Origin of the sequence: Rhizobium sp. BK098, from assembly GCF_014193155.1 — a bacterium.
Classification (GTDB): Bacteria; Pseudomonadota; Alphaproteobacteria; order Rhizobiales; family Rhizobiaceae; genus Rhizobium.
Genome location: NZ_JACHYY010000013.1, coordinates 52,183 through 69,515 on the forward strand (window position 1 = coordinate 52,183; position 17,333 = coordinate 69,515).

Annotated in this window: 18 protein-coding genes, 1 tRNA gene and 1 pseudogene; 7 read left to right on the forward strand and 13 right to left on the reverse strand. The window is 60.4% G+C overall.

Annotated elements, in window-relative coordinates; genetic code table 11:
* Positions 1-160: 160 nt before the first annotated feature.
* Entirely contained in the window at positions 161-1,177 is a 1,017-nt protein-coding gene (locus FHT73_RS25565; RefSeq protein ID WP_183715709.1) for a class I SAM-dependent methyltransferase, read from the forward strand.
* Between the two features lie 42 nt (positions 1,178-1,219).
* Here FHT73_RS25565 and FHT73_RS25570 read toward each other — a convergent pair whose 3' ends face one another.
* The 4 genes from FHT73_RS25570 to fabA form a co-directional block, all read right to left on the reverse strand.
* The gene (locus FHT73_RS25570; protein WP_183715711.1) at positions 1,220-1,798 is read right to left on the reverse strand and encodes a GNAT family protein; all 579 of its coding nucleotides are present in this window, start codon (positions 1,796-1,798) and stop codon (positions 1,220-1,222) included.
* Positions 1,799-1,875: 77 nt separating this feature from the next.
* Positions 1,876-2,682: an enoyl-ACP reductase FabI gene (gene fabI, locus FHT73_RS25575; RefSeq protein WP_183715713.1), complete on the reverse strand. Its 807-nt coding sequence runs from the start codon at positions 2,680-2,682 to the stop codon at positions 1,876-1,878.
* A 4-nt stretch (positions 2,683-2,686) separates the two neighbouring features.
* The gene (gene fabB, locus FHT73_RS25580) at positions 2,687-3,910 is read right to left on the reverse strand and encodes a beta-ketoacyl-ACP synthase I (protein ID WP_092720354.1); all 1,224 of its coding nucleotides are present in this window, start codon (positions 3,908-3,910) and stop codon (positions 2,687-2,689) included.
* A gap of 53 nt (positions 3,911-3,963) precedes the next feature.
* Entirely contained in the window at positions 3,964-4,479 is a 516-nt protein-coding gene (fabA, locus tag FHT73_RS25585; protein WP_015338264.1) for a 3-hydroxyacyl-[acyl-carrier-protein] dehydratase FabA, read from the reverse strand.
* Positions 4,480-4,776: 297 nt separating this feature from the next.
* On the opposite strand from fabA, the gene irrA reads away from it, so the two are divergent.
* Complete coding sequence (gene irrA, locus FHT73_RS25590) at positions 4,777-5,199, forward strand: iron response transcriptional regulator IrrA (protein ID WP_112609795.1); 423 nt, start codon at positions 4,777-4,779, stop codon at positions 5,197-5,199.
* A 40-nt stretch (positions 5,200-5,239) separates the two neighbouring features.
* Here irrA and FHT73_RS25595 read toward each other — a convergent pair whose 3' ends face one another.
* Positions 5,240-5,875, reverse strand: coding sequence for a trimeric intracellular cation channel family protein (locus FHT73_RS25595; protein WP_112609863.1), 636 nt, complete (start codon positions 5,873-5,875; stop codon positions 5,240-5,242).
* A 141-nt stretch (positions 5,876-6,016) separates the two neighbouring features.
* Here FHT73_RS25595 and FHT73_RS25600 point away from each other — a divergent pair, with 141 nt between their 5' ends.
* A complete protein-coding gene (locus FHT73_RS25600; RefSeq protein ID WP_112338880.1) occupies positions 6,017-6,496 on the forward strand; it encodes a hypothetical protein in 480 nt (159 codons plus the stop codon).
* Between the two features lie 39 nt (positions 6,497-6,535).
* Here FHT73_RS25600 and FHT73_RS25605 read toward each other — a convergent pair whose 3' ends face one another.
* The 5 genes from FHT73_RS25605 to FHT73_RS25625 all read right to left on the reverse strand — a co-directional run bounded on the left by FHT73_RS25605 (position 6,536) and on the right by FHT73_RS25625 (position 9,262).
* Positions 6,536-7,327 carry a YdcF family protein gene (locus FHT73_RS25605; RefSeq protein WP_112412257.1) on the reverse strand — a complete coding sequence of 264 codons (792 nt, stop codon included), beginning with the start codon at positions 7,325-7,327 and terminating at the stop codon, positions 6,536-6,538.
* 72 nt (positions 7,328-7,399) lie between these two features.
* Complete coding sequence (locus FHT73_RS25610; RefSeq protein WP_183715715.1) at positions 7,400-8,122, reverse strand: YoaK family protein; 723 nt, start codon at positions 8,120-8,122, stop codon at positions 7,400-7,402.
* A gap of 107 nt (positions 8,123-8,229) precedes the next feature.
* The gene (locus tag FHT73_RS25615) at positions 8,230-8,469 is read right to left on the reverse strand and encodes a GIY-YIG nuclease family protein (protein ID WP_015338258.1); all 240 of its coding nucleotides are present in this window, start codon (positions 8,467-8,469) and stop codon (positions 8,230-8,232) included.
* 185 nt (positions 8,470-8,654) lie between these two features.
* A tRNA-Ala gene (locus tag FHT73_RS25620) sits at positions 8,655-8,730 on the reverse strand.
* A 151-nt stretch (positions 8,731-8,881) separates the two neighbouring features.
* On the reverse strand, positions 8,882-9,262 hold the full coding sequence (locus FHT73_RS25625; RefSeq protein ID WP_015338257.1) for a TIGR02300 family protein: 381 nt from the start codon (positions 9,260-9,262) through the stop codon (positions 8,882-8,884).
* A 257-nt stretch (positions 9,263-9,519) separates the two neighbouring features.
* Between FHT73_RS25625 and FHT73_RS29595 the strand changes: the two are divergent.
* From FHT73_RS29595 to rpsA, 3 genes and pseudogenes are all read left to right on the forward strand, one after another.
* Positions 9,520-9,735: pseudogene (locus FHT73_RS29595) on the forward strand (FMN-binding negative transcriptional regulator); the annotation flags it as partial.
* A 13-nt stretch (positions 9,736-9,748) separates the two neighbouring features.
* Entirely contained in the window at positions 9,749-10,381 is a 633-nt protein-coding gene (gene cmk / locus FHT73_RS25635) for a (d)CMP kinase (RefSeq protein ID WP_112609793.1), read from the forward strand.
* A 180-nt stretch (positions 10,382-10,561) separates the two neighbouring features.
* Positions 10,562-12,265 carry a 30S ribosomal protein S1 gene (gene rpsA / locus FHT73_RS25640; RefSeq protein ID WP_112338876.1) on the forward strand — a complete coding sequence of 568 codons (1,704 nt, stop codon included), beginning with the start codon at positions 10,562-10,564 and terminating at the stop codon, positions 12,263-12,265.
* A 102-nt stretch (positions 12,266-12,367) separates the two neighbouring features.
* Here the strand turns inward: rpsA and FHT73_RS25645 are convergent, their stop codons facing one another.
* From FHT73_RS25645 to FHT73_RS25655, 3 genes are all read right to left on the reverse strand, one after another.
* Positions 12,368-14,059, reverse strand: coding sequence for a hypothetical protein (locus tag FHT73_RS25645; RefSeq protein WP_183715720.1), 1,692 nt, complete (start codon positions 14,057-14,059; stop codon positions 12,368-12,370).
* Between the two features lie 237 nt (positions 14,060-14,296).
* Positions 14,297-14,923 carry a ribonuclease D gene (locus tag FHT73_RS25650; RefSeq protein ID WP_112398639.1) on the reverse strand — a complete coding sequence of 209 codons (627 nt, stop codon included), beginning with the start codon at positions 14,921-14,923 and terminating at the stop codon, positions 14,297-14,299.
* A gap of 83 nt (positions 14,924-15,006) precedes the next feature.
* Entirely contained in the window at positions 15,007-15,834 is an 828-nt protein-coding gene (locus FHT73_RS25655) for a MerR family transcriptional regulator (protein WP_183715722.1), read from the reverse strand.
* 221 nt (positions 15,835-16,055) lie between these two features.
* Between FHT73_RS25655 and FHT73_RS25660 the strand changes: the two genes are divergently transcribed.
* Positions 16,056-17,327 (forward strand): 4-aminobutyrate--2-oxoglutarate transaminase, encoded by a 1,272-nt coding sequence (locus FHT73_RS25660; protein ID WP_183715724.1) that lies wholly within the window; start codon positions 16,056-16,058, stop codon positions 17,325-17,327.
* Positions 17,328-17,333: the final 6 nt, after the last annotated feature.

Here is a 17,333-nt window from a genome sequence, read left to right on the forward strand (position 1 = left end):
TCGATAACGGCCTCTACACCAAGGGGCATGTTTTCCGGCTCTGTCGTCCCCTATCCCCGTCCCAACGGGGAGAGGGCTAGGGTGAGGGGTAAGCACGAGATACGATAAGGCCACAGATATCTGACGGTTCAAGTCCACCTTTCAAGACGAGACCACGCCCATGAGCCGCGATGCCCTGAAGACCCTGTTCCATCCCTTTGCCTCCGGCACTGTCGACGCACCCGGCGAGGGTCAGCGGATCCTGTTTCTCGGCGCGGAGGCAGGCTTTGCGCTGCCGGAGGGCTTTGCCGCTGAGCTGTCCGCCGTCCAGGGCTTCCGCCCCTTCTTTCGCCAGTTGCAGGCGCAGCGCATCAACGTGACGCCGGAAATCGAAGGCGAAGGCTATGACGGCGCGCTGGTGCTCTGCGGCAAGCACAAGGGCGAGAATGAGGATCACATCGCCGAAGCGCTGACGCGCGTAAAGGAAGGCGGCCTCATCGTCGTTGCAGGCGGCAAGGAAGATGGCATCCAACCACTGCGCAAGCGCATCGAGGCCTTCGGTCTCGAAATCGAGCACATGCCGAAGTATCACGGCGTCGCCTTCTGGTTTGCGCGGCCTGCCGATATCAAGCTTTTGACGGCGCAGCTCGCGAAGCCGGCAACGCGCGTCGACGACAGCTTCACCACGGCGCCCGGCATGTTCTCCCATGACCGTGTCGATGCCGGCTCCGAACTGCTCGCCTCGCGCCTGCCGACCGATTTTGCCGGCGATGCCGCCGATTTCGGCGCCGGCTGGGGCTATCTTTCCGTCGAACTGGCAATCAAGTCGCCGAGAATCGAGCGCATCGACCTCTACGAGGCCCATTACGGCTCTCTGGAGGCGGCACGCGCCAATCTGCTGTCGCACTGCCCGAAAGTCGCCCAGCGCTTCTTCTGGCACGATCTGGCAAGCGAGCCGGTCAAGGACAAGTACGACCTGATCATCATGAACCCGCCCTTCCATGAGGGCCACGCCGCCGAGCCTTCGCTCGGCCAGGCGATGATCAAGACAGCCGCTTCAGCGCTGCGCACCGGCGGGCGGCTGATGCTTGTCGCCAATCGCGGCCTGCCCTATGAGCCTGTGCTGGCCGAAAACTTCAAGGAATTCGGCGAGACCTGCCGCAATGCCCGCTACAAGGTACTCTGGGCGAAGAAGTAAGGAAGGATGGCGGTCAGATGGCCGCTATTTTTTTGAGCGGGCTCAGGAGGTTCGTTTCGGCACTCTTGCGGCCCACTCGCGGCCCAGCACGGCGTAGACGCATTCATCGCCCCAGACACCATTGAAGCGATCGTTTTCGATCAAAAGGGCCTCGCGACGCAGGCCAAGCCGTTCGACGACACCGACTGAGCCGGTATTTTTCGCATCCAGCCGTGCAAAGATCCGGTGAAAGCCAAATTTTTCGAAGCCGAGGGTAATCATGGCTTCCGCCGCCTCGGTAGCATAGCCCTTCTTGGCATAGGCCGGGTTGGAGGTATAGCCGAGCTCCGCTTGAAGCGCGGCCTTGTTTGCAAATGTCAGGCTGACGTCACCCACCAAAGCGCCATCCTCCCGCCGAATGACGGCGCAGAGCAGAGTATCCCCATCTGCGGAGAAAGGGGAATTCAGGCGGATATCGAAACGCTCCCTCATCTCTTCGGGCGAGGGAGGATCGCGGTAAAGAAAACGATAGATCTCCGGCAGGGAGCGATATGCGCTGTAGGCGACAAAATCCTCAGGCACGAAGCGGCGGAGGACGAGGCGATCAGTCGATGCCAAAAGTTCTGCGTCGTTTGACGTCATCGGGAATCCTCTGGAAGGATATCCGGAAATTCGATCCTCCCGGTCAAAACCGGGAGGACACGACTGAGATCGGGAGCTTATTCCGCGTCGGCGCTCGACAGCGTTTCCAGCGTCGGCATCGAGGTGATGTTGTAGCCAGCATCGACAAAATGGATTTCGCCGGTCACGCCGGCCGAAAGATCCGACAGGAGATAGAGCGACGACGAGCCGACCTGATCGATGGTGACCGACTTGCGCAGCGGCGCGTTGCGCTGGTTCCACGACAGGATGGCTCGGGCGTCGGAAATACCGGCGCCGGCAAGCGTACGGATCGGGCCGGCGGAGACGGCGTTGACGCGAATGCCGCGCGGGCCGTAGTCGGCGGCAAGATAGCGCACAGAAGCCTCAAGGGCCGCCTTGGCGACACCCATGACGTTGTAGTTCGGGATCACGCGCGTCGAACCGTTATAGGTCAGCGTCAGCATGCTGCCGCCTTCCGTCATCAGTTCCGCGGCCCGCTTGGCGACCTCGGTGAAGGAGAAGCAGGAAATCACCATGGTGCGGGTGAAATTCTCCCGGGTGGTGTTGGCATAGAGCCCCTTCAGCTCGTTCTTGTCGGAAAAGCCGATGGCATGGACGATGAAGTCCAGCTTGCCCCAGCGCTGCTTGACCGCGTCGAAAACGGAATCGACCGAAGCGAGATCCTCGACATCGCAAGGCAACAGGAAATCCGAGCCGACTTCGGCTGCCAGCGGCTTGACGCGCTTGCCGAGAGCTTCGCCCTGAAAGGTGAAAGCCAGTTCCGCGCCTTCGGCTGCCAGCGCCTTTGAAATACCCCAGGCAATCGAATGATTGTTTGCGACGCCCATGATGAGGCCGCGCTTACCCTGCATAATTCCCGTCATTGCCTTATCCGTTGTAGCGCTGGAATACGAGCGTAGCGTTGGTGCCGCCGAAGCCGAAGGAGTTCGAAAGAGCGATATCGAACTTGGCGTTGTCGATACGCTTGCGCACGACCGGCACGCCTTCGAATTCCGGATCGAGTTCGGTGATATGGGCGCTTTCCCCGATGAAGCGCTCCTGCATCATCAGGATCGAATAGATCGATTCCTGAACGCCCGCTGCGCCGAGCGAATGGCCCGTCAGCGACTTGGTCGACTGGATCGGCGGGATCTTGTCGCCGAAGACTTCGCGGATCGCGCCGATTTCCTTGCTGTCGCCCACCGGCGTCGAGGTGCCGTGGGTGTTGATGTAGTCGATATCGCCCTTCACCGTGGCAAGCGCCTGACGCATGCAGCGCACGGCACCCTCACCCGAAGGTGCCACCATGTCGTAACCATCAGAGGTGGCGCCGTAGCCGATGATTTCGGCGTAGATCTTGGCGCCGCGGGCCTTGGCATGCTCAAGCTCTTCCAGAACCAGCACGCCGGCGCCGCCGGCGATGACGAAGCCGTCACGCTTGGCGTCATAGGCGCGCGAGGCGGTTTCCGGATGGTTCTCGTTGAAGTCGGAGGACATCGCGCCCATGGCGTCAAAGAGGTTCGACATGGTCCAATCGAGATCCTCGTGACCGCCGGCGAACATGACGTCCTGCTTGCCCCATTGGATCATTTCAGCGGCATTGCCGATGCAGTGCGCCGAGGTCGAGCAGGCCGACGAGATGGAGTAGTTAACGCCGTGGATCTTGAACCAGGTTGCAAGCGTTGCCGAGGCGGTCGATGACATCGACTTCGGCACCGCGAAGGGGCCGATGCGCTTCGGGCTGTTGTTCTTGCGGGTGATGTCGGCCGCCTCGATCAGCGTGCGGGTCGAGGGGCCGCCAGAGCCCATGATGATGCCGGTGCGCTCGTTGGTGATATCGCCTTCCTCGAGGCCGCTATCGGCGATCGCCTGCTTCATGGCGACGTGGTTCCACGCACCGCCCTGCGACAGGAAGCGCATGGCGCGGCGATCCACCAGGTCGGTCGTATCGATCTTCGGCGCGCCCCAGACCTGGCATTTGAAGCCATGCTCGGCGAAATCAGGAGAGAAGGAAATACCGGATTTGGCGTCGCGCAGCGAGGCGGTCACTTCTTGCGCATTGTTTCCAATCGAAGAGACAATACCCAGACCCGTAACAACTACCCGTCTCATGTCGATGACCTTTTCTAAAACATCTGTCTTTTTGGAGGCGGCGATGCCGCGGTTCAGGCAACCTTGTCCTTGGACAGGCCCACGCGCAGGTCCGTCGCCTGATAGATGGTCTCGCCATCGGCCTTCAGCCAGCCGTCGGCGGTGCCAAGGACGAGGCGGCCGCGCATGACGCGCTTGAAGTCGATGCCGTATTCGAGAAGCTTCGTGTCCGGACGAACCATGCCCTTGAACTTCACTTCGCCTGTCGAAAGCGCCATGCCGCGGCCGGGCTCGCCGAGCCAGCCGAGGAAGAAGCCGGTCAGCTGCCACATGCCGTCGAGGCCGAGGCAGCCCGGCATGATGGGGTTACCGGCAAAATGGCAGGGAAAGTACCAATCATCGGGGCGCACGTCGTATTCGGCGCGGATATAGCCCTTGTCGAAAGCCCCGCCCGTTTCGGAAATATCTGTAATGCGATGGACCATCAGCATCGGCGGCAGGGGAAGCTGTGCGTTGCCCGGGCCGAACAGCTCGCCGCGGCCACAGGACAGGATTTCCTCATAATTGAAGCTGGATTGTCTCGTCGTCATAAAAATTCCGTTTCCCCCGCATGAATGCCGATGGATGTGAAGCTTTAGTGCAAGATCGACAGAAAATGAAGCGAAAGCATTGGACTCTCATTCATCCGTTCGATCGAACGCATTAGCTCTTATGTGGTGGTCGCATACAGGAACGCCAGAGCCGCTACCAGTGCCAAATGCGGCAAAAGCCCGATTTTTCCGGCTTTTGAGCACCTTCCCACCCCACGGAAACTATTGAAAGCAATCAAGGCAAAAGTTATATGGCTTAGTAAAGAATTATAGAGATCAGGAATCTGGAGTCCCTGGATGGCAGAACATGCCGAAATCGCGATCGAAACCAGGCTGCGTAAAGTGGGCCTAAGGCCGACTAGGCAGCGGATCGCACTGGGAGACCTCCTTTTTGCCAAGGGCGACCGCCATCTGACCGTGGAAGAGCTTCACGAGGAAGCCGTTGCCGCCGGCGTTCCGGTTTCGCTCGCCACCGTCTACAACACACTGCATCAATTTACCGAGGCAGGCCTGATCCGCGTGCTCGCCGTCGAAAGCACCAAGACCTATTTCGACACCAATGTCTCCGATCACCATCACTTTTTCGTGGAAGGCCACAACGAGGTGCTGGATATTCCGATCAGCAACCTGACGATCGACAATCTGCCCGAGCCGCCGCAGGGCATGGAAATCGCCCATGTCGACGTGGTGATCCGCCTGCGGCGCAAGCAGCAGCGCTGAAATAAGCGCCGCGTCAGCTCACCTGCGACAAGATTCTCCGTCACATCACATCGTCCGGATGCCGGCCTGGCTTATGGTGATAGGTCGGGAAGGTCCAGCCGAACCAGAGCGCGCCGCCGCGCACTGCAAAGGCCGCGATCACACCCAGCCCTGCAGAGGCATAAAGCGGCAGCATCGTTGCATTGGCGGCGGTGAAGACGCTGGCGCCGACGAGTGAAGCAGTCACATAGATTTCCGGACGCAGCAACACCGAAGGTTCGTTTGCCAAGAGATCACGTAAAATGCCGCCGAAGGTCGCCGTCAGCGCGCCGGTGACGATAGCGACGGTGGGCGAGCCCGTCGCTGCCATGCCCTTGGCTGCCCCCATCACGCAATAGGCCGACAGCCCCACCGCATCGAGCCAGATGAGCAGCCGATAGCGCGATTCGAAGAGGTGCGCGGTAAAGAAGACCAGCACGCCGACCACGGCACAGATGACGATATAGGTCGGGTTCAGCACCCAGAAGACCGGTACCCGGCCGAGAACGATATCGCGCAGCGTGCCGCCGCCGATGCCGGTGACGGCCGCCAGAAACAGGAAGCCGATCAGATCGAGCTGCTTGCGCGAGGCCGCCAGCGCGCCGGTCGCGGCAAAAAGAGCGACGCCGGCATAATCAAGAAACGAGAGAAGCGACATCGAAAACTCCAGCGGAACGCCCGCGATTTTTCCGAAATGAATCACGACGGCAAGGGCCGCGCAAGCAGGCGCGTGCAAAGATGTCGCAGCGGCTGCGGCTGTTATCGCGACCGTAACGGCGCTTCGAAAAGGAATCCCCCCGTGAAATCCCTGCTGATCTTAATCCTCAACCTCTTCGCTCTCGTGGTCATGCCCGCCGCGGCCGAGGCGCAGCAATCGATCCTGCAGGACCCCGTGGCCTTCGAGAAGGACCATTTCACCAAGAGCTGCGACGGCCAGGTGAGCTTCGGCGACAAATTCGCCACCCAGCAGGACATCAACAACGACAAACTGATGGATATCGTCGTCAATGAAGGTGAGATCACCTGCAAGGGCGAAAAGGGACCCTACTGCACGGACGAAGGCTGCCCCTACAATTTCTATGTCCAGGTGGCCGAAGGCGGCTACCTGATGATCGCCACGGCGAAGATCTACGGCTACGATTTCATCCAGCGCTTCGGCAACATGGTGCTGGTCATGAAGATGCATCCGCGCTTCTGCGACCGCAAGGATGGCGAAGCGGTCTGCGAAATCACCGTCAGGGTGCGCGGCACCAAATTCGTCACCATATCCCAGAAATAGGTTTTACGGCGCGCGCATCGTTAGGGCCTGAATACGCCGTTACGGTCCTGGATACAGGGCGGAGGTGCGGCCGGCGGCGTAATAGCCGACCAGACCGACCCATTCACGCAATCCGGTCGCCAGCAGTTGCGCATTGCGCGAGGGCTGTGTGAAATCGAAGCCGAGACTTTCCTTGCCGGTGCTGCGATAGTCGACCGGCCAGGGCACGACATTCATGCCCTGTTTGCGGAAAATGCCCATCGAGCGCGGCATGTGGAAGCCCGAAGTGATCAGCAGGCACTCCGAAAGCCCGTTCTGCGCCAGCAGCTCCTTCGTATTGACGGCATTCTCGAAGGTGGTGCGCGAGGTCTTGTCCTCGACCATGCGGCTTGTCGGAATGCCAAGCGCGGTGAAGAAACGCTCGGAAATCACGGCATCGCCCTCATAGGTGCCGCCGATCGAGCCGTCGCCGCCCGAGATCACGATGCGCGCCTGCGGGTATTTCTGCGCGAGACGCAGCGCTTCGATCAGGCGATCGCCGGCCGAATCGAGTTCGTAGCCGCCTCGGACCGTCGTCACCTCGTTCTGCGTGGCGCCGCCGAGAACGATCATGCATTTGAGATCGGCGGGATCGGCAGCCGGATGCGGAAAGCGCTCTTCGAGCGTTTGAACGACATAGGCGCCGGCCGTCGTATAAAGCGAGACGAACAGGATCAGCGCCGACAAGAGCGCCGAGGTGATGACGGTTGCTCGCCAGCGCAGCAGAGCGGCGATGAATGCCAACAGGACAAACAGAAAGGCCAGCGACAGCGGCTGACCGAAGATCCAGACAAGTTTCGAAAAAACGAACACGGCACATCCTTACGCTTGTCGGCAAAACGATTCGCTTTACTCCCTAGCAGATTTTTGTGCACTGCAATGTGGCTATTTCGCCCGCCGTGCCAGCGGCGGCGACGCCGCGAAGCGCTGATTGAAGCGGCGCTGCAGCGGACGGGGAATGAAAAGCGTCGACAGCGCCAGGACAAGCGCGACCATCGACACCAGCCAGAGCGCGTGCGCGCCAAAGGCGCCGGCCAGAAGCGCGCCGATGATGGCACCTGATATCATGCCGCTCCAGGGCACGATCTGCACCGTCCAGAGAAAATCCCGATCCCCCAGCAGGAAACGGCCAAGACCACGCCCGAAGCGCGACAGCGCCCCGGTAACATAGGTGAGGCCGATCGGCAGGCCTTCGATATGCTCGACCGTGGCATTGACCATCCCCATAGCAAGAACCACCAGATAGAACTGCACCAGAAGCAGCGACGGCTCCGCAAAGCCCGCGGCAGCGGCCAGAAGGATGCTGACGCAGGCAAGCACCACGAAAGCTCGCCGATCCGCGGCATGGGCAATGACGATGCCGAGCGCATTGCCGATGATGAATGTCAGGATGGCCGAGAACAGCACCGCCGCATGACCAAACTCGCCCATTCCGAGGGCAATCGCCGCCCGCGTCGTGTTGCCGGTCATGAAGGACACGAAATTGCCCGTCAGCATCAGCCCGACGGCATCGGTCATGCCCGCCAGAAAGGCGATCGAGGCAACGAGCAGAAACCCCGTCACGGTACGGCGGGTCTTGATAAGACGACGGCGGCGCTGTCTGGTCATGGGCGATTCGGGGCGGGTTACGGAGGATGGGAGGTTAGCATGAAGTTGGGGGGATGCGGAGGATTATAGCGCCGGTTTGCAACGGAGGGCGTCTCTCCAAAGCGCGGTTACAATCTCTTTCTGGCAAAGGCGCGACCCGATCCGGATTTGAGATATTTTTCAAATGCGAACGCCTGCGCCTCATCGGAAAAGCCGATGTAGGTTTTGACCGACCACGGCGCATACTTCGATGTATGAGGCACTTCTCTGGCATTGTGCTTCGCCAGGCGAGCTTTCAAATCTCCAGTCACGCCGATATAGTAACGATCAGGAAAATCATGGCTTTGAAGGATATAGACGTACTTCATGCATCGCATGATAGCTAATAGCAACGTCGACACAACCGATACATTGTCGACCAGTTGTACAAAAACTATCTTCCAGTTTAGCTCAGTGAGTCAGCTTGGAGAAAGTCCGCTTTCGTTACTGCGTAACTGCAGCGCGACAGCCTTCGTCTACTGGCTTGCCGAGCCGAAGCTCGGAGAGCGAAGGCTGGTGGAGCTAAGCGGGATCGAACCGCTGACCTCTTGCATGCCATGCAAGCGCTCTCCCAGCTGAGCTATAGCCCCATCAAGATGGTGCCGTTTGACCGGCCCTGGGTCCCTTCCGAGCGCTTCGCCCGTCGGGGTGGCGGCTTATTACTTGTGGTTTTCACAGATAGCAAGCCGAAAAATTCGGCCCGGGAAATTTTTTCTTTCACCGGGCCGATCGTCTTTCAGATCAGACGTCGTCTTCGTCGCCGGTGACGCCGATGATGTCGCTCATGTCGTCATCGTCTTCATCTTCGTCGGCTTCAAGGAAGGTATCGTCGTCATCGTCGCCGATTTCGACATCGTCATCGCCGATATCCGGGATGTCATCACCACTTGCAGCCTCGTCGGCATCTTCGAGCGATACCAGTTCGACTTCCGTGTTTTCGGTATCGACTTCGGCCACTTCATCCTCTTCCGGAACTTCCTTGGAAGCGGAGGTTTCTTCGAAGAAGGACAAGGGCCAGGACTTGCCGGTATAGGGCGAGACCACCGGATCCCGGTTCAGGTCATAGAACTTCTTGCCGGTATCGGGGTCGGTACGTTTTGTTCCAAGTTCCGCTTTCGCCACTGTCAAAGCCTCATGAATGGCCGAATGAAAATTCGGCAATGCCGGGGAAGCCGGCGTTTTAAGGGAAATATCAGCCGGTCCCCTTAATCGTTGCGGCCGTTTCTGTCAAAGCTAAAGTTCACGCCGCTTTGCATAGGGTTTTAGTATAGTGGTCGGCGGGCCTTTGCCAAAGGGCTATACGAAGCGGGAGGCCGTCGAGGAGATGCTTACCCGGAAAATGCAATGGCCCCGGCACGCTGAGCCATAGAGCGTGGAAAGATGCGCTGCCGGAATTCATCGCAGCCCAGATGAAAGGCATCCTCGGCATCGAAATCGACATCGAGACGATTGACGGCAAATGGAAGGTGAGCCAGAACCGGCCGCTGGCTGACCGACAGGGCGTCGCCGAAGGCCTTTCGGCGATCGATCGCACGGCGTTGGCGGAAATGGCCGGACTGGTGTGTCGCTACAGCAAACAACGAGAGACCGGTTAGGGACGGAAAAGACATGATCATCGCCATCGACGGACCAGCGGCCGCCGGCAAGGGAACTCTGGCACGCCGGATCGCCGAAGCCTATGGCTATCATCATCTCGACACCGGCCTCACCTATCGCGCCACGGCCAAGGCGCTGCTCGATGCCGGACTGCCGCTCGACGACGAAGCGATTGCCGAAGGCATGGCGCGCAAGGTCGATCTCGCCGGGCTCGACCGGGCCGTTCTGTCCAGACATGAGATCGGCGAGGCCGCCTCGAAGATCGCAGTCATGCCGACCGTGCGCACCGCATTGCGCGAGATGCAGCAAAAATTTGCGCAGAAGGAGCCCGGCGCCGTGCTGGACGGCCGCGATATCGGCACCGTCGTCTGCCCGGGCGCACCGGTAAAGCTCTATGTGACGGCCTCGGCCGAAGTGCGGGCGAAGCGGCGCTACGAGGAGATTGTCGAAGCCGGCGGCAGCGCCGATTACGACGCCATTTTCGAGGACGTGAAACGGCGCGACGAGCGCGATATGGGACGCACCGACAGCCCTTTGAAACCAGCTGAAGACGCGCACTTGCTAGATACCTCAGAAATGAGTATAGAAGCGGCGTTTCAGACGGCGAAATCGATCATCGACGCCGCTCTGAGCCGAAATGCCTGAAAATTTGAGCGGCCTTCGCGCGCCTCGCGCCGGAAACCGCCGATTTCAAGATAGCCTGACATTCCGTCCAAGCGCCGGATAGCTTCCCGAAGGGAGGCGGACTGGGGTCAGGCCTGTTCAACGCGAACCACCGGCGCATCAGTGTCCAGATTGCATGATCGGGACATGCCAGGAGATTTTATGTCTGTAACTTCCCCCTCTCGCGAAGATTTCGCGGCCCTTCTCGAAGAATCCTTTGCCAAGAACGATCTGGCTGAAGGCTATGTCACCAAGGGCATCATCACCGCCATCGAAAAGGATGTCGCCGTTGTAGACGTCGGCCTCAAGGTCGAAGGCCGCATCGCGCTGAAGGAATTCGGTGCACGCGCCAAGGACGGCACGCTCAAGGTTGGCGATGAAGTCGAAGTCTACGTCGAGCGTATCGAAAACGCGCTTGGCGAAGCCGTTCTGTCGCGCGAAAAGGCTCGCCGCGAAGAAAGTTGGATCAAGCTCGAAGTCAAGTTCGAAGCTGGCGAGCGCGTCGAAGGCGTCATCTTCAACCAGGTCAAGGGCGGCTTCACCGTCGATCTGGATGGCGCTATCGCCTTCCTGCCGCGTTCGCAGGTCGACATCCGTCCGATCCGTGACGTTACCCCGCTGATGCACAACCCGCAGCCCTTCGAAATCCTCAAGATGGACAAGCGTCGCGGCAACATCGTCGTTTCGCGTCGTACGGTTCTGGAAGAGTCGCGTGCCGAGCAGCGTTCTGAAATCGTTCAGAACCTCGAAGAAGGCCAGGTTGTTGACGGCGTCGTCAAGAACATCACCGATTACGGTGCGTTCGTTGACCTCGGCGGCATCGACGGCCTGCTGCACGTCACCGACATGGCATGGCGCCGTGTGAACCATCCGTCGGAAATTTTGTCCATCGGCCAACAGGTCAAGGTACAGATCATCCGCATCAACCAGGAAACCCACCGCATCTCGCTCGGCATGAAGCAGCTCGAGAGCGATCCGTGGGATGGCATCCAGGCCAAGTATCCGGAAGGCAAGAAGATCTCCGGTACCGTCACGAACATCACCGACTACGGTGCGTTCGTTGAGCTGGAGCCGGGCATCGAAGGCCTCATCCACATCTCGGAAATGTCCTGGACCAAGAAGAACGTTCACCCCGGCAAGATCCTGTCCACGAGCCAGGAAGTCGAAGTCGTCGTTCTCGAAGTCGATCCGACCAAGCGTCGTATCTCTCTCGGCCTGAAGCAGACGCTGGAAAACCCGTGGGCAGCATTCGCCCGCAACCATCCGGCTGGCACCGAAGTCGAAGGCGAAGTCAAGAACAAGACCGAATTCGGCCTGTTCATCGGCCTCGACGGCGATGTGGACGGCATGGTTCACCTCTCCGACCTCGACTGGAACCGTCCGGGCGAGCAGGTCATCGAAGAGTACAACAAGGGTGACGTCGTCAAGGCTGTCGTTCTCGACGTCGACGTCGAGAAGGAACGCATCTCGCTCGGCATCAAGCAGCTCGGCAAGGACGCAGTCGGCGAAGCAGCAGCTTCCGGCGACCTGCGCAAGAATGCAGTCGTTTCCTGCGAAGTCATCGCAGTCAACGACGGCGGCATCGAAGTGAAGCTCGTCAACCACGAAGACATCACCTCGTTCATCCGCCGCGCCGATCTGTCGCGTGACCGTGACGAGCAGCGCCCGGAGCGTTTCTCGGTTGGTCAGATTGTCGACGCTCGCGTCACCAACTTCTCCAAGAAGGACCGCAAGATCATGCTGTCCATCAAGGCTCTGGAAATCGCGGAAGAGAAGGAAGCCGTTGCTCAGTTCGGTTCGTCCGACTCGGGCGCTTCGCTCGGCGACATCCTGGGTGCGGCTCTGAAGAACCGCAACGCCGAATAATCTTCGGTAGAAGCCTGGAAACAAAAGACCCGCCGGAGCGATCCGGCGGGTTTTCCTTTGTCCACCATGCGGTGCCCGTGCCGCCTGTCTGTTGCGAGCCGGCTATTCCCAGGCGACCATGCGCCGGTAGAAATCGAAGGCGTGGTCGTGCAGAGGGTCGCGCAGAGGCTGCGGCAAGGCAACGAGCTCCGGCCTGACGCTATCATCCCTCGCGGAGGCCGGGCCAGCTTCCGCTTCGTCAGATGCCTCGCCCTCTGACTTTGTCGATGCTTCCTCCGCATCGGCATGCTCTTCATCCTGACCTTGCCGGCTCTCCTCGTCCTGAGCTTGTCCGCCCTCCTCATCGCCGACGGGATCGACGCGATTGAGCAATTTCGATTCGCTGTTCTTGGCGGGGGCGTCTGCCGGCAGATAATTCGCCACGACGAAGGGAACGCCGAGCGGCAGAGGTGCCGGCATTGCCGTCTGCTCCGCAGCCTCATACACCGCCATCGGCGTTACAGCCGACGTCTGCAACATCGGCTTGCCGGAAGCGATGGCAAGAACGTCGGATGCTTCGGGTCCTTCCGCCAGTGACACCGGCATGGCCGCCGCCGCGACCGGACTCTTGAGGCCTTCTTTGACGGCCGGCGGCTGCGCGGATGAGGCTTGCGCGGCAGCATTGCCGGTCAGTGCCTGGGCGATGATCTTCTCGACGGAAGAGGAGGGATTGTTGATGATCTGAAGAAGATCGGAACTGGTCGCCATCGCGGGCGCGCTAATGACGACCTGCAAGCCCTGTTTGATGTCGGCTTCTATCTGCTGGATATCGCGCGGCACCGGCAGCGGCGCTAGCGGCGACCGGATCAGCGCGACTTCGGTCGGTAGTTCGGCTTCGGTGGCGATCGCCGTCAGCAGTACGCTCGCGGTCAAATCATCGACAAGAGAAGCGAGCTCGGAAGGCTGGGCAATGACGGCCGCAGGGGCAGCGGCACCGCTGCCGGCAGGCGCGGCTTGCGGGGCGGCGACGGTAGCGTTTTGCGCAACCGTCTGTGTTTGAGCCGTCTGGGCAGCAGCCGGCGCGGATTGAGATTGTACGGGAATGCCCGATTGTGGCGTCGGCTGTGCAGCAGGTGCCGGCTGTGCAACAGGCTGAGCCGGCGGTGGTGTGGCCGGCGCAGGCGCAGGGGTCCGCATAGCGGAGGCCGGTTCTTCTGCGGCAGCTGCAAGTACCGTCGCCTGGGCGGCCAGATCGGCCACCTTCTGCAGCGGAGCCGATGTCGGTCCCTGCGCAGCCGGCGTTTCCACTTTGCCGGCATTCTGCCCATAGGAATTGACGACCGCCTTCAGGACGGCGTCCGGCTCGGTGACCGACGCCTGCTCCAGGCTGAGAGCCAGCTGCACCGCTCGCGGGCTTTCCGGATCCTGCAATGCCGCTGCCAGAAGCGGCAAGGATACCGGCGTCCTCATCTGCGCATCCATTCGCTGCTGCGCGGCGGCGAGTTGCGGCGGCGTCAGACTGCGGATTGCGGCGGCAACACGTTGCGCATAGGCGGTATTGCTCTCGCCCGGCTCACGGGAAACATTCACCACCTTGCTGGCGGCATCGATGGCGGAAAGCAGGCTGTCGAGCATGCGTTCGCGGGCCGCGACCAGTAGCATGTTCAACTTGCCCTCGACGCTGGCATTGACGGTACTCGACAAAACGGCGAGTGGCGTTGCCGTCGTCTGAAGCCCGGAGGTCTCGGCCGTCGCGACAATCGGCTTCTCAACGGACACACCCACAGCGGACACGGCACCAACGGGAAGCAACATGACATGCTCCTTTGTCTGGCAAGACGACGATGGAAGCGGGAAGCAGGTTCAATTGAGGTCCGCTCATGCGGCCTGTGGATTTCCTAGCGCCGGATGACCGAACTGACGAGGCGCGAACGCGCAGAACTGGAGATCATCCGCAAAATAGCAGTCGAATCCTTAACAGATCCCTAAATAAAAGGGCCAATGCCACTTCCGCGACACTGGCCCCTGGATTTCGCGCCGCAAGCGAAGCAATCAGCTATGCGCGAAGATATCCGCCTCTTCCCAGCCAAGGAGGTCGAGCTTGGCGCGCGTCGGCAGGAAGGCGAAACAGTCATCCGCATAGTCCATGCGGCCATCGCGCAGCAGGCGTTGCGTCAGCTTCTCGCGCAGCGCATGCAGATAAAGCACGTCGGAGGCGGCATATTCGAGCTGCGCCGGGGACAGCGTTTCCGCCGCCCAGTCGGACGATTGCTGCGCCTTGGAGATATCTACCTCGAGCATTTCCTTGAGATTGTCCTTCAGGCCGTGACGGTCGGTATAGGTACGGCATAGGCGCGAGGCGATCTTGGTACAGAAGACAGGTGTCGTGGTGACGCCAAAGGTGTGAAACAGCACGGCGATGTCGAAGCGACCATAGTGAAAGATCTTCTGATGCGTCGGGTCGGCCAGCATGGCGACGAGATTGGGGGCCTGCTTCTGGCCAGCCGCAATGCGGATGATGTCAGCCGTGCCGTCGCCGGGCGAAAGTTGCACGAGGCAAAGTCGGTCACGACGTGGAACGAGGCCGAGAGTTTCGGTGTCGATGGCAATGGCGCCGGTGTAGCGGGCGGCATCCTCAGTGGAAATATCGCCTTCGTGATAACGGATGGTGGCGGCCATGAGATTCTCCAGGATCTGTCGTTCTGAATTCGCTTTTCGTCCGTTCTATAGAACGGAGAGGATGAGAACCATACCGGCACCGCTCAAAATGTCGGCGGCGTATTGATCCAGAGCAATATGGTCTCACCATCATGCCGGTTGCGCCAGGAATGATAACGGCGGCTTTCGAAATAAAGGGAATCGCCGGGCAGAAGATCGAAGAACTGGTCGCTGTCGAGCACCAGCTCCAGGCGACCGGCGAGAACATGGATGAACTCCTCGCCCTCGTGGCGATAGGCACCCTCGCTCGTCGCACCAGGTGCGAGTACGAAGCGATGGCAGTCCATCATCGTCCGTCCTTCGGCGAGCAATTGAACGGTGACGCCCGGCGTCGTTGCCGGCCAGGCACGCCATTCGCCGGATCGGACGAGCGCGGAAGCATCTTCCCGCTCCTCGCCGGACAGGCGCGATACCGTCGTGCCATAATAATCAGCCAGATCATGCAGGGTCTTGAAGCTGACGCCTTGCGAGGTGCGTTCCAGGGTCGACAGCGTCGAGGAGGTCATGCCCATGTCGGCGGCGACCTGGTCCAGCGTCTTGCCGGCGGCATGGCGCAGCGACCGGAGCCTGCGGCCGATATCGGAGGAGGCCGGTTGCTCGCCATTTTCCAATCCGGCAGTCCCCTCCTCCGTCTCAAGCGCTTCGCGAATCGCTGCAGGATTGAGGCCACGTTCGGCGCGGAACCATGCAATACGCTTCAGTCGCGCCACATCCTCGGCGCTAAACTGGCGGTGTCCGGTCTCGGAGCGGGAGGGAACCACAAGGCCCTGGCTTTCCCATAGCCGCAGCGTGGAGGCCGACACGCCAGCAAGACGCGCCGCTTCCGCCACCTTGTATCGCACGGGGTAGCGCTCCGGCTCGATGCTGCTCATTTGCCAATTTCCCTGATTATCGTTTTTCGATCCGTTTAGCACGGATGAAACGACTTAGCGCGCCTTAAAGGAAAGCGGCAACCTCCTGCCAGCCTTCGGCTCATTCTTGTCTCCCTCACAAAATCCCGCTTGAAATCCTACAGGAAAAATGTAGGAGTTTTGTAAATAACTTGCAGAAATTCTGCAAGATAATTCGAAAACACCTTGTGGGAGCCACTGCAATGACCTTGACCGAGCGGAAGAACGCCGCCATTTCCCGCGGCGTCGGCATGACGACGCAGATCTATGCCGACCGCGCCGAAAATGCGGAGATCTGGGACAAGGAAGGCAATCGCTATATCGATTTTGCTTCCGGCATTGCGGTGGTGAATACAGGCCATCGCCATCCCCGCGTGATCGCCGCCGTCAAGGAACAGCTCGACCGCTTTACGCATACCTGCCATCAGGTCGTACCCTATGAGAGCTATGTGCATCTGGCCGAGCGGCTGAACGCGATCGTTCCCGGCGATTTCGCCAAGAAGACGATCTTCGTGACGACTGGTGCCGAAGCGGTCGAAAATGCCGTCAAGATCGCCCGCGCCGCCACCGGCCGCTCCGCCATTATCGCCTTTGGCGGCGGCTTCCACGGCCGTACTTTCATGGGCATGGCGCTGACCGGCAAGGTCGCCCCCTATAAGATCGGCTTCGGCCCGATGCCGGGTGATGTCTTCCATGCACCCTTCCCGGTGCCGCTGCACGGCATCAGTGTCGAGCAGTCGCTGGCGACACTGAAGAAGCTGTTTGCCGCCGATGTCGATCCACAGCGTGTGGCCGCGATCATCCTCGAGCCCGTGCAGGGCGAAGGCGGCTTCTATCCCGCGCCCGCGGCCTTCATGAAGGCACTGCGCGAGATTTGCGACCAGCACGGCATTCTCCTGATCGCCGACGAGGTGCAGACCGGCTTTGCGCGCACCGGCAGAATGTTTGCGATGGACCACCATGAGGTGGCCGCCGATCTCGTCACCATGGCAAAGAGCCTTGCCGGCGGCTTCCCGCTCGCCGCCGTCACCGGCCGAGCCGAAATCATGGATGCACCCGCTCCAGGCGGCCTCGGCGGCACCTATGGCGGCAATCCGCTCGGCATCGCCGCAGCCCATGCCGTGCTCGACGTCATTGCCGACGAGGGTCTGTGCGATCGCGCCAATCAGCTCGGCTCGCGCCTGAAACAGCGACTGGAATCGCTGCGCGACAAGGTGCCCGAAATCGCCGATATCCGCGGCCCCGGCTTCATGAATGCGGTTGAATTCAACGACACGACGACGAAGCTGCCGAGCGCGGATTTCGCCAACAAGGTGCGGCTGATCGCGCTCGACAAGGGGCTGATTCTTTTGACCTGCGGCGTCTATGGCAACGTCATCCGCTTCCTGTCGCCGATCACTATTCAGGATGGCGTGTTCAGCGAAGCGCTCGATATCCTCGAGGCATCGCTATTGGAGGCAAGCGCCTCCCATTAACCGACG